This is a genomic window from Savagea serpentis (assembly GCF_015351395.1).
GTDB lineage: Bacteria > Bacillota > Bacilli > Bacillales_A > Planococcaceae > Savagea > Savagea serpentis.
This window is the reverse complement of the sequence record NZ_JADKPV010000006.1, coordinates 61258-82879: the sequence shown is the minus strand read 5'-3', so window position 1 is coordinate 82879 and position 21622 is coordinate 61258. Positions and strand designations below refer to the sequence as shown.

22 protein-coding genes are annotated in these 21622 nt (G+C 38.0%); all 22 read left to right on the top strand.

Going from position 1 to position 21622, the window contains the following annotated elements:
* Positions 1-78 precede the first annotated feature (78 nt).
* Positions 79-1272: a multidrug effflux MFS transporter gene (locus IRY55_RS10985; RefSeq protein WP_194563369.1), complete on the top strand. Its 1194-nt coding sequence runs from the start codon at positions 79-81 to the stop codon at positions 1270-1272.
* A 178-nt stretch (positions 1273-1450) separates the two neighbouring features.
* Entirely contained in the window at positions 1451-2035 is a 585-nt protein-coding gene (locus IRY55_RS10980; RefSeq protein ID WP_194563368.1) for a hypothetical protein, read from the top strand.
* A 43-nt stretch (positions 2036-2078) separates the two neighbouring features.
* Positions 2079-2624, top strand: coding sequence for an HD domain-containing protein (locus IRY55_RS10975; protein ID WP_194563367.1), 546 nt, complete (start codon positions 2079-2081; stop codon positions 2622-2624).
* 14 nt (positions 2625-2638) lie between these two features.
* The gene (locus IRY55_RS10970; protein ID WP_194563366.1) at positions 2639-3082 is read left to right on the top strand and encodes a hypothetical protein; all 444 of its coding nucleotides are present in this window, start codon (positions 2639-2641) and stop codon (positions 3080-3082) included.
* A 38-nt stretch (positions 3083-3120) separates the two neighbouring features.
* A complete protein-coding gene (locus IRY55_RS10965) occupies positions 3121-4218 on the top strand; it encodes a helix-turn-helix transcriptional regulator (protein WP_194563365.1) in 1098 nt (365 codons plus the stop codon).
* Between the two features lie 27 nt (positions 4219-4245).
* Positions 4246-4563 carry a hypothetical protein gene (locus IRY55_RS10960; RefSeq protein ID WP_194563364.1) on the top strand — a complete coding sequence of 106 codons (318 nt, stop codon included), beginning with the start codon at positions 4246-4248 and terminating at the stop codon, positions 4561-4563.
* 166 nt (positions 4564-4729) lie between these two features.
* Entirely contained in the window at positions 4730-6883 is a 2154-nt protein-coding gene (locus IRY55_RS10955) for a helix-turn-helix domain-containing protein (protein ID WP_194563363.1), read from the top strand.
* A gap of 179 nt (positions 6884-7062) precedes the next feature.
* The gene (locus IRY55_RS10950; RefSeq protein WP_194563362.1) at positions 7063-7935 is read left to right on the top strand and encodes a branched-chain amino acid ABC transporter permease; all 873 of its coding nucleotides are present in this window, start codon (positions 7063-7065) and stop codon (positions 7933-7935) included.
* Between the two features lie 21 nt (positions 7936-7956).
* The gene (locus tag IRY55_RS10945) at positions 7957-8994 is read left to right on the top strand and encodes a branched-chain amino acid ABC transporter permease (RefSeq protein WP_194563361.1); all 1038 of its coding nucleotides are present in this window, start codon (positions 7957-7959) and stop codon (positions 8992-8994) included.
* A complete protein-coding gene (locus IRY55_RS10940; RefSeq protein ID WP_194563360.1) occupies positions 8995-9780 on the top strand; it encodes an ABC transporter ATP-binding protein in 786 nt (261 codons plus the stop codon).
* Positions 9764-10486, top strand: coding sequence for an ABC transporter ATP-binding protein (locus IRY55_RS10935; RefSeq protein ID WP_194563359.1), 723 nt, complete (start codon positions 9764-9766; stop codon positions 10484-10486). Before IRY55_RS10940 ends, IRY55_RS10935 begins: the two co-directional genes overlap by 17 nt.
* A 12-nt stretch (positions 10487-10498) precedes the next feature.
* On the top strand, positions 10499-11668 hold the full coding sequence (locus IRY55_RS10930) for an ABC transporter substrate-binding protein (RefSeq protein ID WP_194563358.1): 1170 nt from the start codon (positions 10499-10501) through the stop codon (positions 11666-11668).
* A 4-nt stretch (positions 11669-11672) separates the two neighbouring features.
* The gene (locus IRY55_RS10925) at positions 11673-12086 is read left to right on the top strand and encodes an acyl-CoA thioesterase (RefSeq protein ID WP_194563357.1); all 414 of its coding nucleotides are present in this window, start codon (positions 11673-11675) and stop codon (positions 12084-12086) included.
* Positions 12086-13309, top strand: a complete 1224-nt coding sequence (locus IRY55_RS10920; protein WP_408015169.1) for an FAD-dependent oxidoreductase — start codon at positions 12086-12088, stop codon at positions 13307-13309. The genes IRY55_RS10925 and IRY55_RS10920 overlap by 1 nt, the downstream gene beginning before the upstream one ends.
* Positions 13310-13323: 14 nt before the next feature.
* Positions 13324-13851 (top strand): hypothetical protein, encoded by a 528-nt coding sequence (locus IRY55_RS10915; protein ID WP_194563355.1) that lies wholly within the window; start codon positions 13324-13326, stop codon positions 13849-13851.
* A 197-nt stretch (positions 13852-14048) separates the two neighbouring features.
* On the top strand, positions 14049-14915 hold the full coding sequence (locus IRY55_RS10910; protein WP_194563354.1) for a 3-hydroxyacyl-CoA dehydrogenase family protein: 867 nt from the start codon (positions 14049-14051) through the stop codon (positions 14913-14915).
* Position 14916: 1 nt separating this feature from the next.
* Complete coding sequence (locus tag IRY55_RS10905) at positions 14917-15693, top strand: enoyl-CoA hydratase/isomerase family protein (protein WP_194563353.1); 777 nt, start codon at positions 14917-14919, stop codon at positions 15691-15693.
* Positions 15694-15748: 55 nt separating this feature from the next.
* Positions 15749-17407 (top strand): acyl-CoA dehydrogenase family protein, encoded by a 1659-nt coding sequence (locus IRY55_RS10900; RefSeq protein ID WP_194563352.1) that lies wholly within the window; start codon positions 15749-15751, stop codon positions 17405-17407.
* Between the two features lie 13 nt (positions 17408-17420).
* Positions 17421-18599, top strand: a complete 1179-nt coding sequence (locus IRY55_RS10895) for an acetyl-CoA C-acetyltransferase (RefSeq protein WP_194563351.1) — start codon at positions 17421-17423, stop codon at positions 18597-18599.
* A gap of 23 nt (positions 18600-18622) precedes the next feature.
* Positions 18623-20164: a class I adenylate-forming enzyme family protein gene (locus IRY55_RS10890; RefSeq protein WP_194563350.1), complete on the top strand. Its 1542-nt coding sequence runs from the start codon at positions 18623-18625 to the stop codon at positions 20162-20164.
* An 11-nt stretch (positions 20165-20175) separates the two neighbouring features.
* Entirely contained in the window at positions 20176-20667 is a 492-nt protein-coding gene (locus IRY55_RS10885) for a DinB family protein (protein WP_194563349.1), read from the top strand.
* Positions 20668-20687: 20 nt separating this feature from the next.
* Complete coding sequence (locus IRY55_RS10880) at positions 20688-21617, top strand: fumarylacetoacetate hydrolase family protein (RefSeq protein WP_194563348.1); 930 nt, start codon at positions 20688-20690, stop codon at positions 21615-21617.
* The last annotated feature ends 5 nt before the right edge of the window (positions 21618-21622 follow it).

Genomic DNA, 21622 nt, shown 5'->3' with positions numbered 1-21622 from the left:
AATAAAACTCGTGAAACCACCATTTCCCAAGCTACGATGTTTTTCTTTCTAACTTAATGAAAATCTAGGAGGATTTCTTTGAAGAAAAACATCGAAAATAAAACACCAAGCCTTTTATTATTAATTGTTTTAGTAGGCTTTCCACAAATTAGTGAAACTATATTTAGTCCGTCTTTACCTTCTATTGCTGCAACGTTCAACCGTTCGATGAGCGATGCACAATTGACGATGAGTGTATATTTTATCGCATTTGCGTTAGGTGTACTCTTCTTTGGACGATTATCGGATAAAGTAGGCCGACGTCGTGCAATGCTATATGGCGTCAGCTTATATTTTGTAGGAAATGTATTATGTTTAGTAGCTCATGAAATGTCGGTTTTACTTATTGCTCGTTTCATTCAAGCATTTGGCGCAAGCGTCGGTTCTGTCGTGACACAAACGATATTAAGAGAAAGTTTTTCGGGAATGAAACGTCACCAATTATTTGCGCAAATTTCAGCAGTAATGGCGTTTACACCTGCAATTGGTCCTTTTATTGGGGGATTTGCGAATCATTATTTTGGCGTAAAAATGGTGTTTATTGTGTTGATTGCAATGAGTATCTTTATTTTTTGTTATACTTTTGCGGGCTTACCTGAAACTGCACCGAAGGATAACAAATTAAAACCATTATGGCCACTTGCTCGGCGTATGGCGACAAATCGTCGTCTTTGGAAGTACAGTTTGTTAATCGGAGGAATGAATGGGATTTTATTCAGTTATTACACAGAAGCACCATTTCTATTTATCGAGTATTTCTCATTGACGAGTGCTCAATATGGGGGGGTAGGAATGGTTGTCGCTTGTGCTTCGGTCGCTGGCGCGATGTGCTCAAAACGGTGGGTCCAACATACTCGTCCAGAGTTGATTATTGTACGAGGAAGTGCAGTCCTCCTGAGTGGAGCGTTGTTAGCGATATTCGTCTATCTTTTGCCAGATGCTGTACAGATGATAGGGTTGCTTATGAGTATTTTCCTTTTATTATTTGGGGTAGGGATTGCTTTACCGAATTGTTTAAGTTTAGCTTTAGTCGATTTTCAAGCAGAAATCGGTTCAGCAAGTGCATTGTTTAGTTTGCATTATTATCTACTTGTCAGCGCGATTGTATATGGGATGAGTGTCGTGCATAACGGCACATTGCTTGCGATGCCTTTGTATATGGCATGGATCGGTAGTGTGATACTCGTGACGAGTCTCACTTTACTTCAACGAGAAGTCGCCATAAAATCATAACTAAAAAACCTTCTTTTTGAGTCACATTTTCAAAAAGAAGGTTTTTTTATATTTTGGAAAAAATAAGTTTAGTAGAAAAATTATTTGATTTATTTGATATGGGTCATTTTTTACTCATACCTTATCATATACTAAAGTTAGAAACAAAGTAAGGATATACAAATGAGGAGAGATAAACATGAAAGAAACTTTATTCGAACATCAATTAGAAAATTTAGGTCCAGAAAGAAACTTGGCAGATGCACAATATATTTTCGATGTCTTCCAAGCACACATCCGTTATAAAAATGCAATGAATGAGACAGGAGAACGCTATTCATTAGCATCTGTCAATGTCGTTGATCGCAACGCATTACAAAAAATGTGGGAAGAAGCACGTATTCCGAAAGAGCGTTATAGTCACAACAAGCCGTACGATTTCCCTTGGTCTAAAAATGCGAGAGCTCTTTTTGTTCAAGGAGGAGATTTAGCTCGTAAATTCCACTTAGAACATACGTTGGAATTGAAAACAATTAAAGATGAGGCGCTTCGCCGTATACAACTACCTTCTGGAGACGAACAAGCGATTCGTAATGGAGAAGATATGTTAACATATTTAGAAAAAATCCATGAAGGTACAGCTTTTGTCGTGTTAACAGCGGAAGAACATAGTCGTCTGCCGAAGCGGGATGTTCTACAAAGTAAAGATGTTTGGGCATTTTATGAACAGCATGGCATTTTGAAAGAAGAGTGCATTTCATTGCGTGAAGCAGGACTCGTGTAAAACGAGTCTTTGCGATATAAAAAATAAAGAGGAGTGGGTACATATGATTCATAAAGCGATTCAATTTGCGACAGTTTGTCACCAAAATCAAACGAGAAAAGGGACGGATATTCCTTACATTTTGCACTGTTTAGAGGCGGGCGTCATCGCCTCTCACTTGACGAATGAAGCGGGTGTCGTCGATGAAGAAGTTGTCGCTGCAGCAATTTTGCACGATACGATGGAAGATGCGTTCGTCACGTACGAGACGCTCGTCGAACTATTTAACGAGAGAGTAGCGACACTCGTCCAGTCACAAAGTGAAGATAAATCCAAAACGTGGAAAGAGCGAAAAGAAGCGACGATTCAATTTTTAAAACAAAATGAATTACGAGCTGTTGAAATTGCGACACTGTCTGATAAATTATCGAATATGCGGGCGATCGCAAAAGAATATGCCGTGAGAGGAGAAGCGGTATGGGAAAAATTTAATGCGGGTAAACAAGAACAAAAATGGTATTACACTTCACTCGGACAAGCTTTTCAACATGTGACCGATACGCAAGAATACGTGGAATATATCACTTTAGTACAAGAGACATTTCGATAGGGAGGATGTTCATCATGAAAAGAGTGGAAGCGGAAGTAAACATTTATTTGACGAAACATATGACAATCGAGTTAGAAGATGGGGAAGACTTAGATGATAAAGTGTGGAGTATCGTTGTAAGTTGGGAAAGTCGAAATGATGAAAGGTACGAAAAATTGCTTTTAGGTGCGAGATTAGAAAGTGACGATACTGAAGAAATGAATTTAAAACAAAAAGTTCGGATGGCCATCAATCGATTTGACCCGTATGTTCTCATGCCAGGACATCCAGACGGTGCACCGCTTGATGAATATGATTGTTTATCAGATCGAATTTATCGAAAATTAACACCAGCCTATACGGTCGAACAAATTGGAGAACTGATCGGTCAAGAATTTAAAAGATCGTTTGAACAAGATTTTCCTTTATCGGAAACGATTCACGTAGCGCAATGGATTTATGAGTATATCCATGATTGATATACTGTCTGTATATGATCGTAAAGGCGGGAGATAACATGCATGAAGCAGGAAGAATATTAGTTTTAGACATTTTAGAAATTTTGCAAGAACATACGGATCAAAACAATCGTATAACACAAAAAGAGTTAATCAATCTACTAGTCGATCAATACGATTATAATGAGAATCTCTATAAGAAAAGAAAGACCGTGAGACGCCATCTTGAACATTTACTTCGTCACGAAGCAGAACATCCATTAAGGAAAGAACCGAAAGTGCTATACGGTCCGAAGAAAGAAAGTGGAGAAGATGAAGCGCAAGAAACAAATAAAAATAAAACGATGACAAACTTCGGATATGCGCATACTTTTCAACAGAAGGAACTTCGGTTACTCATCGACAGTTTATTGTTTTCTCCTCGTATCCCGAATGCGGAGCGCAAACAATTGATTGAAAAATTAGAAAGTCTTACGAGTAAACATTTTGAATCGAGCTTAGATTTAGTGAGAACAACAAATAAGCCTCAGCTTCTCGTTCAAGATTTGTTTAAGCATATTGAAAGTTTAGAAAAAGCGATGCAAGATAATAAAAAGGTATCGTTTCAATATGCGAACTATACAGTAGATCAGCACAATAAATTACAGTTGACGAACCGTCAAAACTCACGTGGAGAAGATCGAACGTATCTTATTAACCCATATGAACTAGTCGCAACTGACGGAAAGTATTATCTCATCTGCAATAACGACCCATTCGATAATGTCTCGCATTATCGTGTTGATCGTATGATGAATGTTGAGATTGTAAACGAGCGAAGGAAGCCGATGAGAAAAGTACGCGGGTTAGAAAATGGACTCGATTTATCCCGTCATATAGCAGAACATATTTACATGTTCGGTGGACAATCGACGACGGTTAGTTTACGCTTTAAAAAATACGTGTTAAATGAATTTATCGATTGGTTCGGAACGAATGACTTATATTTTTCGAATCAGACGGAAGATGAAGTGACGGTCACCGTGAAAGTGAACGAAACAGCGATGCGTAAATGGGCGCTGCAATATGCGCTTCATGTGACTGTCACTTCACCGAGATCATTAGTGGAAGATATTAAAGACGATTTGCGTCAAGCGATGGCTCGTTATGATTTATAAGAGCAATATGATGAGGAGGAGAGGGATATGTTATTTTTGAATGGGATACTCATTTTTTTAGCGATGATTGCGTTTAGTTTAGCCTACGCGCATCGATATAGAAAAGATGAATGGCTTTTCATCGGAATTAAAAAGGAGCATATTCGAGACATCTCTCAATATCATAAAGAACAAAGTCTTTTGAACGTATTACTTGGAATTGTGTTTTTACTCGTTCCCTTATCGATTGGTGCAGTCGAAAGGTGGTCTATTTCTCCTCAATGGTTATATGGTTGGTTCATCGTATTAGTGATTCTCATATTCTTGAATATCCGCAGTGTGCGGAATAATCGAAAAGAATATTGAAGTGGTTTAGTTTTTTAACCTTTTCCTATAGATTCTAAGGAAAGATTTTTATCATAGATTAAATTTAGGGTTTTCGAAAAATTGTACCATGCTGGTAAAATTTTGATATATTTAAAAATACGATAGGAGAAACATCAGGGGATATATGGGGAAATGAGGGGTGTACATGAAAGAGAACAATACTAAAATTGTCGAGCGACTTGAAAAACAATTGCGTACAAAGTCTAGAGAGCTTTTGCAATTAAATACGGAGGAAGAAACGTTACACTATTTAGTTGAATCATTTAAAGAAACGATTAATTGTGAATTTGTCGGTATCATATTAAAAAGTAATCAACATTATGAACCGCGTATTTGGGGTGGAGGCTACGAGGAAATCATTCATAGTTTTCCTTTACGAATGGAACAATGTTCAAAGTATCTAATGAAAACGAGCATGTACAAAAATGAATATGAGAGCGCTAAAACATGTGCGCTTCATGCAACGATGGAAAGAGCAAATATGAACACGTGGTTTACTGTACCACTCGTTCACCAAGATAAGAAATATGGATTTTGTTTAATTGGTTATGAACAAAAATTAGAACTTTTGCCTATGGAACATATTTTTAATGAGTTCGGAAAAGATGTTGCAATTGCGATCACTTTAATTCGTGCGAAAAAGAAAGAGATTGGATTCGCACATGGGCTAACTTGGATGGCAAACCAATTGTCACCCGAGAATTCGATGTCAACGATGGTAAGTGATTTAACGGCGCAGGCTGCAAACGTGACGCAATCGGACTTTGCCGCAATCTATTTATACCATGAAGAAACTCAAACATATGATTTACATCCATCCATGTATGGAGATATTCAAATTGCTACTAGTGTTCATAAAGATGAATTAGTACATAAACAAAAACCATTTCAAATGGTCGTCCCTATTCAGGTGAATCAACAAACTTTAGGAATTTTATTATTGGATCGTTCTAACAGAAAATTACCTTATGCAGAAGAAGAACATCGTTTGACTTATTTGTTAGGTAACTATTTCGCAATGCTCATTCAACATGCTTTTTATGTTCGCCAAGAGAGAGAGCAGAAAGAACGTTTGAAAAAAATATTGTATTATCAACAAAAACTTGTGAAAGAAACGATTGCGAATGATGACTTTGAAAGCATTACTCAAATGGTATTTGATATTTACCGAAGGCCTGTGCTTGTATTCGATCGTTTTTTTCGAATCCTTTCGTCTCATGGTTTGGAGGAGGAAGAAGAATTACATCGTATTATTGAACAATTGAAGACAACGCCCATGGCTCGAAATGTCTTTCAAGTTCATCTAAAAGGAGGACAAATTTTTTCGATTTGGCCGATACATGGTGTACGAGATCTGCTCGGTTATTTAGCAATTGGTGTCAATGAGCAGCTTTTTGATGAGTTTGATTTAGTAACTGTTGAGATTGCCACAAATATTAGTTCCATTCAATTTATAAAAAAGAAGCTTGCTTTCGATACGAATGAACAAATGAAAGATACATTTTTAGCAAAATTATTTACGAATCCTCTTGAAGAAAAAGAACATTTAATTCAATATGCGAGTTTATTTCAGTGGGATATTTTTTCGACGCACCGTGTGGTAGATGTCGCAATTACACTGTCTACGGAAACTCATTCGGATTTGAGAACGGTTCAAGCGGAAAAAATATATATTTGGGAACAATTGAATACGGAACTGTCAAGATACTATCCTAACATGTTAATGTCAGCGTACAATGATCAATATTTATTTATTATCCCGACGGAATATGAAGAACATTCCTCATTCTGGGAGATTTTGCATAAAAGATGTATGAAAATTGTTGAAAATTTAAAAAAAGACATTATTATTCATTTTGGCATTGGGAAAGTCGTTCAAGACATCTCAGAGTACATGCTTAGTTATCACCAAGCGACAGAAGCTTTAAATGTTTTAATGACCCGATTTGTGACGAAACCTTATATCTTTTTTGAAAAATTAGGTTCATATACAGTATTGCATCATTTAGATCAACGAATGAGTGAAATGTTTGTCAATGAGCAATTAAGAAATGTGTTTGAACCTCAAGATGAAAAAACGAATGAACTATGGAAAACTTTGAAAGCTTTCCTAATGAATAATGGTAATGTGAAAGGCACAGCAGAACAGCTCTATATTCATAGAAGTACGATTATTTACCGTTTGAATAAAATAGAAGAATTGCTCGATAAAGATTTAAATGATGCAGATGTCCGTTTTGATTTAATGATGGCGATCAAATTGTTAGAAATGTGTGGAGAAGAATGGCATAGAAAATGAACAAAAACAGTAACTGTTGAAATAGTTACTGTTTTTATTTTGGACAAAGTGTATGAAGAAAGAAATTGAACTTCCTACATTATGTAGATACAAACGGAGGAAAGAGCATCTTATAATGAGAACAATCAATCGTAGACCTTCGCGAAATTGGAAGCGTTTACAAAAGAGGGGGTTAGAGGATGGATTTGTTCATGCAATATTTAATTACAGGTTTAACGATAGGAAGTGTCTATGCGTTATTAGCTGTAGGTTTTGTCACCATTTATAATGTGACGGGAGTATTAAACTTAGCACAAGGTGAGTTTGCCATGTTAGGGGCATTGATTAGTGTCACATTTGTGCAAGCAGGTTTATCGATTTATATTTCGATTCCATTGGCCATTGTTTGTACAGCACTTATTGGATTTTTAGTAGAACGATTAGCTATTAACCCTGTAAAAGGTGCTAAACCAGGAATTTTAATTGTCATTACATTAGGAGTTTCTATTTTCTTAAAGGGAGTAGCGCTCTTAATATGGGGAACAGCGCCTAAATCATTACCGCCACTATTTGAAAATAAGCCTGTTCAAATATTAGGTGCTGTAGTGAACACTCAAAGTTTATGGATTTTCCTCATACTAGCTATTCATCTCGTAGCACTTTATTGGTTCTTTGATAAAACATTTTTAGGTTCTGCTTTGAGAGCGAGTGAGCGTAACGCCCATGCAGCAACTTTAATGGGGATTAATGTGAAAAACATGTCTGCGATTGCTTTTTCGATTGCTGCAGCATTAGGAGCTTTAGCTGGAGCGATGATTGCACCGTTGACAGATGCTACGTACGATATGGGATTCTTTATCGGTATTAAAGGATTTGTCGCAATGGTTTTTGGAGGTATGCATAGCATTCAAGGAGCTGTCGCAGGAGGTTTGTTACTCGGCATGATTGAAGCATTTTCTGGGGGATATGTTTCAACGTATTACACAGATGCGATTGCCTTCGGATTTTTACTTTTTGTTTTATTTATCCGACCGCAAGGACTGTTTACAAAAGCGGAAGGTACACATGTTTAACAGTTAAAGGGGGAAATGCTCTTGAAAAATGCATCAAAGGTTTTATATCCAGGACGTTGGAAAGGATTAGTCATTTTTATCGTATTGATTGCACTTTTGCCGATAGTTGTCACGACTCAATATGTTTTTACACTCCTCATATTGTTAGGGATTTATTCAATTATCACAATTGGTTTAAGTTTATTAATTGGTTATGCTGGTCAGATTTCGATCGGTCATGCTGCGTTTTACGGAATCGGAGCTTATATGAGTGCGGTTTTAACGACGAAGTTTAATATGTCAGCTTGGCTTGCGATTATTTTAGGAATGATGACAACATTTCTCATCGCTTATTTTGTCGGAGTACGCGTATTAAAGTTAAAAGGCCACATATTAGCATTGGCCACAATCGCTATTAATATTATCGTTTATACCATTTTAAATGGCTGGACAGAAATGACAGGAGGAGCTTTAGGTCTAGGGGGAATTCCAAAGTTAAATTTTTTAGGAATTGATTTAGGAAATCAAGTGAACTTTTATTATTTTGTCTGGATCATTGTGACACTCGTCATTATTTTCTCAGGAAATTTAATCCGCTCAAATGTTGGGCGTATATTGAGGAGTATTCATGATAGTGAAACAGGTATCGAAGCACTCGGTATCCAAGTATCCAAATATAAAGTATTAATTTTTGCGATTAGTGCAACGTATGCATCATTAGCGGGAAGTTTATATGCGCATTACATTCAATTTATTTCACCTTCTACATTTAACGTACCTTTTTCAATTTTACTTTTAGTCATGGTGATGGTAGGTGGTGTGCATTCTATTTGGGGAGCGATGATTGGAACGGTTGCAATCACTTTCTTAAATGAAGGAATCCGCTATATTAGTCACAATTATTTACACGTCAGTGGTGAGGTTGAAATTATTGTATATGGTTTCGTTATTGTCGTGATGATGATTTTCATGCCAAATGGAATTGTCTCTCTATTTGATCGATTTCAAAAAAGAAATAAAGAGCACGAATCGGATTCAGGACTCGATTTAAAACCAGTGGATGTGAAAGGAGGCGCTTAAATGACTGAACCTATATTGCAAGTTGAACATTTAACGAAACGTTTCGGTGGAGTGACAGCAGTGGAAGATGTCAGTTTCGAAGTCTTTCCAGGAGAAATTGTCGCTGTCATCGGCCCTAACGGTGCTGGTAAAACAACTTTATTCAATATGATTACATGTTTCACTCCACCGACGGAAGGAAGAGTAAAATTAAGTGGGGAAAATATTACGAACAAAAAAATATTTGAATTGGCACCTCTTGGAATGATGCGAACCTTCCAAAACTTAGAAGTGTTTGGAAGTATGACAGCGATTGAAAATTTAATGACAGGCATTAGTGTTCAATTAAAAAATCGGGTGTTCGCTGCTGGATTTCGTTTAAAGTCTGCACGAGAAGAAGAGCAATATGCCTATGAAAAAGCAATGGAATTGATTGAGCTTACAGGTTTACAAGGATTGGAACATACTTTAGTCGAACAGATGAGTTATGGGCAACAAAAGAAAGTAGAATTTGCACAAACAATTATATCAAATCCGCGATTAGTTTTATTGGACGAACCGATGGCAGGACTGAATGAAGTAGAAACAGAAGCGATGGCAGACACCATTTTACAAATGAGAGATCGCGGGATGACCTTTTTATTTGTAGAACATAAGATGGCTACGATTATGAGAATCGCTGATCGTATTGTCGTTTTAGATTTTGGGAAGAAAATTGCTGAAGGGACACCTGCTGAAATTCAAAAGAACGAAGATGTCATTCGAGCGTATATTGGAGGGGATTTAGACGATGTTAAAAGTTCATAATATTCAAACTAAAATAGGTCGGATTGAAATATTGGATAATCTCTCCATGGAAGTGAATGAGGGAGAACTCGTTTCAGTAATCGGAGCAAATGGTGCCGGTAAAAGTACTTTATTGAACACGATATCAGGAGTCTACACTCCGTATGCTGGTGAAGTAACATTGTTCGGAGAAAATATAACGAAGCTTCCTCCTCATAAAACGATTCGAAAAGGATTAGCGCTCGTGCCCGAAGGAAGGCAAGTATTTCCAGGACACACAGTCATCGAAAATTTAAAATTAGGATCATATACGAAGTATTATCGCAATATCAAACATGTTCAGGACAATGTAGAGAAGATGTTACAATTTTTCCCTAATTTACAAAAGCACCAACATAATTTAGGGGGCAATTTGAGTGGTGGAGAACAGCAAATGTTAGCGATTGCGAGGGCATTGATGAGCGATCCGAAAGTGATTTTATTAGATGAACCGTCCATGGGGTTAGCACCTAAAATCGTCAATGAAATTTTAAATAATTTACAACAAATTAAAAAAGAGTTTGGCACAATGATTGTCTTAGTTGAACAAAATATTAATGCCGCATTGAAAGTATCTGACCGAGTGTATGTTTTGGAAGAAGGACAGTTCGTGTTAGAAGGTACGAGTGAAGAAGTAGCGAATAACCCAGATGTGAAATCCGCATACTTAGGAATTGAGACAGCATAAAGGAGGAATGTCATGATGAAAAATATATTCAAATTAGGTGTTTTCATTCTATTATTACTCGTATTAGGTGCGTGTAATTTAGAGGAGAATCAAGGGAGTGGAAATGATTCCGAAAATGATGAAATTAAAATCGGTGTCATTTTAGCTGAAACGGGTCCAGCTTCTACATTAGGAGAAGCTCAAGTAAACACGGTGAAATTACTTCAAAAAGAAATTGATGCGCGTGGAGAAGTTGACGGAAAGAAAATCAAATTAGTGAAGCATGATTATGAAACAGATGATACGAAAGCTGTTATCGCAATGGACAAATTAATTTCAGATGGTGCTGTAGCAGTGATTGGAGCTACGCAATCAGGTGCATCGATGGCGATTTTGCCAAAAGCGATGGAGCAAAAAGTGCCATTATTCACACTCGCTCCCATTTCAACAGGTGGAGAGTATATTTACGGCATGGCACATACCCCAGAAGTGATTGCAATGCCAATTATTGAATATTTAAAGGAGAATGGAATGACAAAAGTAGGTTGGATTAATGCTTCAGATGGCTTTGGAGTGACAGGATTACCAGCCTTTGAAAAGTTAGCGAAAGACAAAGGGATTGAAGTAGTCGCTCATGAAGAGTTCGATGCATCAGCGACAGATATGACGATTCAATTGTCAAAAATCAAAACGAAAAATCCTGAAGTGGTCATCGTTTGGTCCCGTACCCCGGCAGCAGGAATTGTTGCGCGAAACTTCCAATCGTTAGGGTTCGATATTCCGATGATTCAAAGTACAGCAGCAGCGAATAAAGGATTTATCGAACAAGTGAAGGAAAACAGTAAAAATATTCATGTACTAGGCAGCAAAATGAATGTGGTTGAACAATTACCAGATTCTGATATGAAAACTCGGTTAAGTCATTTTAAAGAATCTTATGCAAAGATGTTTGAAGGAAAAGAGCCGGATTTATTTGCAGCACATGTTTATGATGGCGTGCAAGTTGTTTTACAAGCGATTGAAGAAGGACATCATTCGAGAGAAGAAATTCAAACCTATTTACAAGCAGGTATGGGCGATTTCTTAGGAGCAACCGGAACATTTAACTTCACCAATGATCAAATGACACCAGATTATGATGGAATTACGATTATGGCTATTGAAGATGGAGATTGGAAGTATATTTCGAATGGAATGGAGTGACGGAATGGAATGTAAAAGTCAAATGGTTGTACCGTTTGGGGATACTGATGCAGCTCAAATCGTATACTACCCGAACTATTATCGTTATATGGATCAAGCGACACATGACATGTTTAAAAAGAGTGGTTTATCTTTAAAAGCATTACAAAATGAGCGACAAATTATCGTTCCACTAGTGGAAGCGACATGTAAGTTTAAAACTTCTTTACAACATGAAGATATCGTAACGATTCATTCGACAATCGAACGTGCAGAAGGAAAAGTATTTCATATTCGACATGAATTCAAAAAAGAGGGAGATGTACTCGTAGCAATTGGACAAGAAGTGAGGGCTTGGGTTTCAATTGCACAAGAATCACCCAAAGCGATTGAAATTCCAGAAACAATAAAACGAAAAATGAAAGGGATGGATGAATGATGGAAAATGTAATGGATGTGGTAGTTGTAGGAGCAGGACCTGTTGGAATGACAGCAGCTTTAGCAGCAAGAAAAGAAGGATTGTCATGTACAATCGTCGAAGCGGAACCCCAAGATCGCGTTCGTGCAGGAAGCCGTGCGATTTATATTCATAAAGAAACATTGAAATTATTAGAAGAAGTGAGCGAAGGGCTCGGTTTTCGCTTAGCACGAAATGGTGTGATTTGGCCAATTAAGCGCACATTATACCGCGGTAAAGAAGTATATGTGAGAAACTATGGAATTACGAATAATAAAGATTCTAAACAGTTGCCTCATTTCACATCATTGCATCAACGTGAAATTGAAAAATATTTGTATGAAGCATGTGTTGAGGCAGGAGTATCTTTCGTTTGGGGAGAGCCTATTGAGAAATTAGATATTCGTGAAGAAGGTGTGACAATCACAAGTGTAAATGGCACGTCATGGGAAGCAAAGTATATTATTGGTGCAGATGGTGCACGTTCAAAAGTTCGAGAAGAAGCAGGTTTGAAACTCGAAGGACCACGTACGAACGACACATTCCTAGTCGTGGATGTAAAAGATGATGACGAAGATCCGATGCCACTTGAGCGTGTTTTCCATTACCATCATCCAGCGATGGGGAAACGGAATGTGATGCTCGTTCCATTTAAAGGTGGCGTACGAGTTGATTTGCAATTGCTTCCAGATGATCGTTTGGAAGACTATGTATCAGAAGAAGCAGTGAAAGAATGGATTCCGCTCGTTATGCCTGAAAAATATGCAGAACGCATTACTTGGGTATCGAGTTATCGATTCCACCAAGTTGTTGTCAATGAATTTACCGATTCTCATCGTCGCATTTTACTTGCGGGAGAGGCTGCTCACTTATTCGCACCATTTGGAGCGCGTGGCTTGAACTCAGGTGTACCTGATGCTGTTATCGCATTGCGTGGTATTCGTAAAGCTGAAGATAGTGAAACAAATGATGAGCGTCGTCGAGCGATTGAACAAGCAGCGACAGAACGAAGAATTGCTGCACTTTGGAATCGCGACGGTTCAACAACAGCATTGAATCATTTGCAAGGTGCATCAGATGAAATGGATATGAAACGTGAATTAGCTGCTTCTCTCGTATCGGTTGTACCGACACTAGGAAGGTGGTTAGATGAAGGTCCATACGGTCCGAAATTCGGTCCGCCAGAGTTGACGACGAAGTATTAAGAGGAGGGATTAGGATGACAGAAACGATATTAGTAGAAGAGAAAACATTGCAAAAAAAAGTTACTCAAATGTTTGGAGAATATAGTTGTATCAATATGGGGAAAACTGATGAAACGACAGAAGGAATGATTGAATGGATCAATCAATTTACCGATGTCGATGGGCAGGTAGAACAGGTTGCTCAAGAAGATGTTGAACAGCTCATGTCTACTTTATCCTTCGATCACAGTGACTTATGGCAAGCGATTTTTCCTTTGCCAGAACAGTGGGTTCAACAATTTAAGTTACCACTGGAACGAGTACATGCATTTATCGATCCATATTTGGAAGAAGTGTACCAAATTGCATTTGATTGTTATGTGAAGAAATTCGGAGCTACTCCCTTAACTAAATTTTTAACTGTACAAACGATGGCTGTCATGACATATGTGGCAGCGAGCTACTTTGCCGGGCAACGTACTTTTTATGAACCGATTGTACAATTATACGAAAAAGGACATGTCATTATTGGGATTAAAGAAAATACATTATACGTGAGTTAAAACATTGAGAGCATATGAAATGTTAAAGGATGTCGATTAAAAGACGTCCTTTCAACATTTCATATGTTTTTTATTCGTTGTAAGAAACAACAAAATGTAGTAAATGTCATTTTATTTTCCGACAAAGTGTAGATATAAAAACAAAAAGAAAACGTTTACAATAAAGGTAGTTTAATAAGGAAGAGGGAGTGAAGGAAATGGAAATTAAAAAAGTAGGTGTGTTAGGAGCAGGAGCAATGGGAACTGGAATCGCAAATTTAGCAGCGATGCATGGTCTCGAAGTTGTCCTCTGTGATATTCATGAGGAGGCTGTACAAAAATCAGTTTCTCGTATGGAACGATTCATGGATAAAAGTGTAGCACGTGGCAAAATGACAGAAGAAGAGAAAGCACAAACCTTAAAACGTATTCAACAAACGACAAATATGGAAGACTTTAAAGATGTTGATCTTGTTATCGAAGCCGTTTTGGAAGATTTGGATTTAAAGAAATCTGTATTCCAACAACTCGATGATATCGTTCCAGAATCAGCGTTGTTGACGACAAACACTTCATCAATGTCAATAACTGAAATTGCAACGGCTACTAAAAATCCGAGCCGTGTAGCGGGGTTGCATTTCTTCAATCCTGCTCAAATTATGAAGCTTGTTGAAGTCATTAGAGGGTTAGAAACATCAGACGAAACAATTGAAAGCTTAAAGCAATTTGCAGAACAAGTGAAAAAAGAACATGTTGAAGTGAAGAAAGATGTTCCAGGATTTATTGTTAACCGTGTCATGATTCCACACTTCATTGAATCCATTCGCTTGTTAGAAGAAGGCGTTGCAAGTGCAGAAGATATTGATAAAGCAGTGAAATTTGGATTGAATTATCCGATGGGACCTTTCGAATTACAAGACTTTGCTGGAGTAGATATCGGATATCACGTTATGGAATATTTCAAAGAAGAGTTCAATGATGCGCGCTTTGCTGCACCATTATTGTTAAAACAAATGATCCGTGCAGGTCATCACGGAAGAAAAACAGGCGTCGGTTTCTACGACTATCGCGAGGAGGACAAGTAAAATGAGTGAAGTAGTGAAAGTATCTATTGAAAATTATATCGCTGTGGTGACGATTGATCGTCCACCAGTGAATCCATTAAATAGCGAAGTGTTTTTAACACTTAGTCGTCAAATCGACGAGTTAGAAAGTAATGATGAAGTGCGTGTCATCATTTTAACAGGAGCGGGAGAGAAAGCTTTCGTTGCTGGAGCAGATATTCAAGAGATGGCACATTTAGATATCGTCGGAATTAACAAGATGAATAAAGTGTCACGCACACTATTTACGAAAGTAGAGCAATGTACGAAGCCTGTTATCGCTGCAATTAACGGACTTGCATTAGGTGGAGGATTTGAATTAGCGCTCGCTTGTGACTTCCGCGTCGCGAGCGAAAAAGCGAAATTTGCTTTCCCAGAGACAAGCTTAGGAATTATTCCTGGGGGTGGCGGAACACAACGTCTTCAAAAAATTGTCGGTCTAGGGGTAGCGAAAGAACTCGTTTTATTAGGAGATATGATTGATGCGCAAAAGGCGAGTAATTTAGGTTTATTACATCGTGTCGTTCCGCATGAGGAGACGATGGAAGAAACGCATAAAATTGCAACTAAAATTGCGAAAACGCCACCTGTTGCGATTCAAATGGCAAAGCTTGCACTTAACGCAGCGAGCGACGTTGACACACAGTCGGGCTTGCTGATGGAAGCAATGTGTTTCGGAAACGCATTTGCGACAGAAGATCGAGCAGAAGGGCTCAATGCATTTTTAGAAAAAAGAAAACCTCAGTTTAAAGGAAAATAAATAATAGAAGAAGGTCGTCCCTTCTTCTATGAAGTTTCAATAAAGGAGGAAATAGATGAGCATATTATTTAAAAGTCCGGTACAAAATAATTCGATTTTTACACCGGAAGACTTTGATGAAACGACAGAGATGATCGCTCGTACAGCTGAAATGTACGCAAAAGAAAAAGTATATCCTCGCTTAGCAGAACTCAATGACAAAAACTTCGATGCGGTACGTGAGCTTATGCAAGAAGCGGGCGACTTAGGATTAATCGGTGCCGACATACCTGAAGAGTATGGCGGTCTTGATTTAGGAAAAGTAAATGGTGCTATGATTAGCGAAAAGCTTGCTTATGCTCATTCTTTTTCTATTACATTTGGTGGACAGACAGGCATCGGCGCATTGCCGATTGCTTATTTCGGAAACGATGAACAAAAAGAGCGCTATTTACCAGGCATTTTATCTGGGGAGCAAATCGCAGCATATGCCTTAACAGAACCTTCTAGTGGAACGGATGCATTAAGTCTCCGTACGACAGCAACATTGAATGATGAAGGAACACATTATGTAGTAAATGGAGAAAAACAATGGATTACAAATGCAGGATTTGCGAATATTTTCATCGTATATGCTCGAGCACCTGAAGGAGTTACAACCTTTATCGTAGAAGCAGATAGTGAAGGACTGTCAACGAGTCAAGAAGAAGAAAAGATGGGTTTAGAGGGATCGTCGACTCGTTCTGTCATTTTAGATCAGGTGAAAGTTCCAAAAGAGAATGTCATTGGTCAATTAGGGAAAGGTCATTACATTGCTTTTAACGTATTAAATATTGGCCGCTTTAAAATTTCTGCAACTTCATTAGGGAGTGCGAAACGTTCATTAGAACTTGCTTTACAATATGGAAATGAACGAAAACAGTTCCAACAAACATTGAATGAATTTGAATTAACACAGCATAAAGTTGCAGCGATGGCAGCTCAAATTTTTGCAGTAGAAAGTGTCATTTACCGCATTGCAGGGGAAATGCAAGAGAGCTTTGAACAGATGAATTCGACTTCTAATTATGCGAAAGTAATCGCACCATACGCATCAAAATGTTCGTTGAGCAAAATTATCGCGACGGAGAGTTTAGATGCAATTGTTGATGAAGCTTTACAAATCCATGGTGGTTATGGATATATGAAAGAATATGAAATTGAAAATATTTACCGCGATGTTCGAATTAATCGTATTTTTGAAGGAACGAATGAAATAAACCGTATCATTTTAGCACAAGAGTGTATGAATGCACATTATGAGAGTCTTCCTACTTCAAAAGAAACGGATCAGCCGTTCTGGCGCGTAGTACGTCAAATAGAAAAAGTCATCATTCAAACGATTCAATATTTCCAAAAAGAGCAACTTGTCGATATGAATAAGAATCAAACGATTGCTCATTTCGTCGCTAACTGTGCGACACAGTTTTACGCGATAGAATCGGCAGTATTGCGTGCAGAGAAAATAAATGAGTCAGGAAAAGATAGCACATATGTGTATGCGCTTACAAACTTGTTTATCCAACAAGCAATTGCGAAGCTAGTAGGAGAATCAACTTATTTACTTAGCTCGTGCAATGTTGAGGAAATCGTCACAAATTGGATTCAGTTATTATCGCTTAACCGTAAGGATTACTTACATTTACAACAGTTGGTAGCAAAGAAACTTATTCAAACAGAAAATTATAGTATATAAGGGGGAAAGAAACGTGAATAAAGAAATTGTTATTGTAGAAGGAGCTCGAACTCCTTTTGCTAAAATATCTGGTTTATTTAAAGACATTAAGGCGACTGATTTAGGGGTTATTGCAGCAAAAGAAGCGATTCGTCGCTCAGGCATTGATGCATCTGAAATCGATGAAGTTATTTTTGGAAACGTACAACAGTCGAGTCAAGAAGCGCATATGTTAGCTCGCCACGTCGCACTAAAAGCTGGTGCGAAAGAGAATACACCCGGATTAACTGTGAACCGTGTCTGTGGAACAGGAATTGAAGTGTTAATTCAAGCAGCGAAGAGCATTCAGTTAGGGGATGCTGAAGTAGTTTTAGCTGGAGGTACGGAAAATATGAGTCAAGTACCTCATGTAATCCGTGGTATGCGCTGGGGAACACCTCTCGGCAGTCCGGAAATTCAAGACTGGCTATGGGATGGATTATTAGATACGAATGTCGGTTGTACGATGGCAGTAACAGCTGAAAACTTAGCGAAACAATATCAATTAACACGAGAAGAAATCGATGCGCATGCTTATTCAAGTCATGAACGTGCACGAGCGAATCGCGATAAATTACGAGAAGAAATTGTGCCTGTTGAAGTAAAAACGAAAAAAGGAACAATTCTTTTAGAGGAAGATCAACACGTTCGTGAAACGAGCATGGAACAATTAGCGAAGCTTCCAGCACGTTTTATCGAAGGGGGGGTTGTGACACCAGGGAATGCGAGCGGCATGGTAGATGGTGCAGCGGCAGTTATCGTTACAACATCAGACTATGCGAAAAAGCATCAACTTCGTCCGTTAGCGAAGCTCGTGTCATATGAAGTAGTAGGCGTAGATCCGACGATCATGGGAATCGGACCTGTCCCTGCTATTCAAGGGGCTTTAAAGAAAGCGAACTTAACAATAGACGATCTCGATTTAGTTGAGATTAACGAAGCATTTTCTGCACAATATTTAGCTTGTCAAAAAGAACTTGGTTTTGACTTGGATAAAGCGAATGTCAATGGTGGTGCAATTGCAATTGGGCATCCATTAGCAACGAGTGGAACACGTATTACGTATTCGATGATTTTAGAATTACATCGTAGGAAAGCTCGCTATGCAGTGTCATCTGCTTGTATCGGAGGAGGTCAAGGAATCGCCTCTATTTGGGAAGCGATTTACGATTAATAAATGTTCAAGGGGTGGTTTGTTTGCTTAACTACAATTCGATATCCAATATTAATGATTTACTACAAAGGCAAAGTGAGAAATATTATGCTTTAGAAGCGGTGGTTGATTCGAAAAGCAGACTAACTTATGCACAATTAAATGAGCAAGCTGCTCAACTTTCTTCATATTTTTATGAAGAAAAGAATGTGCGTAAAGGAGATCGAGTCGTAATTGCTGTTGAAAATAGCGTCCACTATGTTGTCGCATTTTACGCTGTGTTGAAATTAGGTGCGATAGTTGTTCCATTAAACCCACTTTATCAAGAAGTAGAAAGTGAATATGTACTAGTCAAAACAGAGCCTCAAGTTGTTATCACGTCTAATCCTACAATGATGGGAAAAATTAAAGATTATAAAAAATTAAATTTTTCAATAATGACTGTTGAAAAATCAAAATATTCATCCATTGAGGAAGCGTTGCGTCATGTCGTACAACATGAGATGGAAATCGAAGAAGTGAGCAAAGATGATCTAGGTGTGATCATGTTCACCTCTGGGACGACGGGACAACCAAAAGGAGCGATGTTGACACAAGGAAATATTTTATTTTCTGCTCATGCTGGGGCTACTGTTATGCAAGCGACAGAAGAAGATCGCTATTTAATTCCTAATCCTTTATTTCACATTATGGGCGTCACGTTCATGTTGCGCTCATTATGGACAGCTTCCAAAATTGTATTGATGGAAAGGTACTCTGTACGTGGTGCATTGCAACTGATAGAGAGAGAAAAAATTACAATTCATCCTGGAGTTCCAACTATGTTTATTTTGGAATTAAATTCTGAACATTTCGATAACTATGATTTAACTTCTCTTCGAACAGGTGAGATGGCTGCAGCTCCTTGTCCAGTTGAAATTGTCAAAAGAATTCGCGAAGAAATGAATTGCAATATTTTAGTAGCTTATGGAGCTACTGAAACGAGTGCCACTTTAACGATTACAAACTTTGAAGATAGTGATGAGATGCGAGCGGAAACAGTAGGAAGAGCGATTCCTGGAGTAGAGATTAAAGTAGTGAATGACTTTGGCAAACGATGTACAGTCGGGGAAGTTGGGGAATTACTTTGTCGGGGTCCCGGTGTGATGAAAGGTTACTATAAAATGCCAGTGGAAACGAAAGAAGCTTTTGACGATCATGGTTACTTTAAAACAGGCGATATGGCTATGATTGATGAAAATGGTTATGTTAAAATTGTCGGTCGTAAAAAAGAGATGATCATCCGCGGTGGTTTTAATATTTATCCGAGAGAGATTGAAGAAATACTTCATGAACATCCTGATGTGAAAGAAGCTGCTGTTATTGGGATGCCCCATGACATTTATGGCGAAATCCCAATTGCTTGTATTTCTCTCGTTGAAGGTAAACGTGTGGAAGAACAAATAATGCTTGATTATTTAAATGAACGTCTTGTGAAATATAAAGTGCCAGAACAAATAATTATGTTTGAAGATTTACCAGTTACCGCTTCTGGGAAAATTAGTAAATTAATGATTAAACAAAAAGTTGAAAAACAGATTCATTAAAGGAGACTACAATGACTCAATTGCAGAAAAGTTTCAAGCAGTATGAAGAGACAACTCATAAAATGATTAGTTTTTTAGAAGAAAATAATCATACATTTTATTGGACGAAGCCTTCTTCAGAAAAGTGGTCAGTTATGCAGATTGTATCGCATGTAACAGAAGCTATCCCATTTTGGCGTCAAGATGTAGAAGGTTTACTGATTGAACCGACAGGCAGATGGGGACGAAATCATGAACACGTTGGACGATTAGTCGCTGTTAATGAAGAGGTTGTTCGCCAAAAAACAGTAAAAGAAGTGATTGATCAATTAACAGATGAAAGTCAAAGTGTTGAAATGATGTTTAAAAAATTACAACCTGAACATTTAATAATTCAAGCTCCTAGTTATAATGTAAATTTTGAAGGAAAACCATTATCGTTCATCATTGATCATTTAATTGTGGGCCATATTCAAAGCCATTATGAACAAATGGTTCGTCATTACGAAGAAGTAAAACAATAAGAAAGGTTTGGTGAAGAAGAATGAAATTAGTCACTTTCCAATATGAAGATAAGCGATCCATTGGAGCTTATATAGATGGAGATCGTGTAATCGATTTACACGAGTCTTATAAACAAATGTTGCGCACGGAAGGAAAGACGAGAATCGAAGAAAAAGCTCAAGCGTATGTTCCGAGTACGATGGAGGATTTCTTACGTGGCGGCGAAGATTCGATGGAAGCAGCTCGTGGAGTAGTCGATTATGTCTTAAAGAATGCGGGAGGAACAGTTTATGAGCGTAAGCAAGTGAAGCTGTTAGCACCTCTCCATCAGCCAGAGAAAATTATTTGTGTCGGGCATAACTACCGAGAGCATATTTTAGAGATGGGCCGTGAAATTCCAGAATATCCTGTCGTCTTCGCGAAATTTGCGAATACGATCATCGGCCCGGAAGATGACATTCCATTTTATCCAATTTCAGAACAATTAGACTATGAGGCGGAATTTGTTTTTGTCGTCGGAAAAGAAGCGAAAAATGTAAAAGAAGAAGATGCACTCGATTATGTAGCAGGTTATTCAATTGCAAATGACGTGACTTATCGTGACATTCAACGCCGAACATTAGAATGGCTCCAAGGGAAGAGTGTTGATGGCAGTGCTCCGATCGGACCGTGGATTGTGACATCTGATGAATTACAAGATCCATCAGGATTAGCGGTAACATTAAAAGTGAATGGTGAAGTACGCCAACAAACGAATACAGAAAATTTAGTATTCACAGTTCCTAAGCTCGTAGCATTTTTATCAAATTTAATGACGTTGAAACCAGGTGACATCATTTTAACGGGTACCCCTGGAGGGGTAGGAGTAGCGATGGATCCACCGAGATTTTTAAAAGAAGGAGACGTCGTTACAATTGACATTGATCGAGTTGGAACACTTGAAAATAAGGTAAGTACTATAAAAGAGTAAAGGAG

Coding starts and splice junctions, on each gene's coding strand:
- IRY55_RS10930 (WP_194563358.1), top strand. CDS start 10,499: ATGATGAAAAATATATTCAAATTAGGTGTTTTCATTCTATTATTACTC.
- IRY55_RS10950 (WP_194563362.1), top strand. CDS start 7,063: ATGGATTTGTTCATGCAATATTTAATTACAGGTTTAACGATAGGAAGT.
- IRY55_RS10925 (WP_194563357.1), top strand. CDS start 11,673: ATGGAATGTAAAAGTCAAATGGTTGTACCGTTTGGGGATACTGATGCA.
- IRY55_RS10935 (WP_194563359.1), top strand. CDS start 9,764: ATGTTAAAAGTTCATAATATTCAAACTAAAATAGGTCGGATTGAAATA.
- IRY55_RS10915 (WP_194563355.1), top strand. CDS start 13,324: ATGACAGAAACGATATTAGTAGAAGAGAAAACATTGCAAAAAAAAGTT.
- IRY55_RS10965 (WP_194563365.1), top strand. CDS start 3,121: ATGCATGAAGCAGGAAGAATATTAGTTTTAGACATTTTAGAAATTTTG.
- IRY55_RS10940 (WP_194563360.1), top strand. CDS start 8,995: ATGACTGAACCTATATTGCAAGTTGAACATTTAACGAAACGTTTCGGT.
- IRY55_RS10955 (WP_194563363.1), top strand. CDS start 4,730: ATGAAAGAGAACAATACTAAAATTGTCGAGCGACTTGAAAAACAATTG.
- IRY55_RS10905 (WP_194563353.1), top strand. CDS start 14,917: ATGAGTGAAGTAGTGAAAGTATCTATTGAAAATTATATCGCTGTGGTG.
- IRY55_RS10920 (WP_408015169.1), top strand. CDS start 12,086: ATGGAAAATGTAATGGATGTGGTAGTTGTAGGAGCAGGACCTGTTGGA.
- IRY55_RS10960 (WP_194563364.1), top strand. CDS start 4,246: ATGTTATTTTTGAATGGGATACTCATTTTTTTAGCGATGATTGCGTTT.
- IRY55_RS10885 (WP_194563349.1), top strand. CDS start 20,176: ATGACTCAATTGCAGAAAAGTTTCAAGCAGTATGAAGAGACAACTCAT.
- IRY55_RS10880 (WP_194563348.1), top strand. CDS start 20,688: ATGAAATTAGTCACTTTCCAATATGAAGATAAGCGATCCATTGGAGCT.
- IRY55_RS10970 (WP_194563366.1), top strand. CDS start 2,639: ATGAAAAGAGTGGAAGCGGAAGTAAACATTTATTTGACGAAACATATG.
- IRY55_RS10900 (WP_194563352.1), top strand. CDS start 15,749: ATGAGCATATTATTTAAAAGTCCGGTACAAAATAATTCGATTTTTACA.
- IRY55_RS10975 (WP_194563367.1), top strand. CDS start 2,079: ATGATTCATAAAGCGATTCAATTTGCGACAGTTTGTCACCAAAATCAA.
- IRY55_RS10980 (WP_194563368.1), top strand. CDS start 1,451: ATGAAAGAAACTTTATTCGAACATCAATTAGAAAATTTAGGTCCAGAA.
- IRY55_RS10910 (WP_194563354.1), top strand. CDS start 14,049: ATGGAAATTAAAAAAGTAGGTGTGTTAGGAGCAGGAGCAATGGGAACT.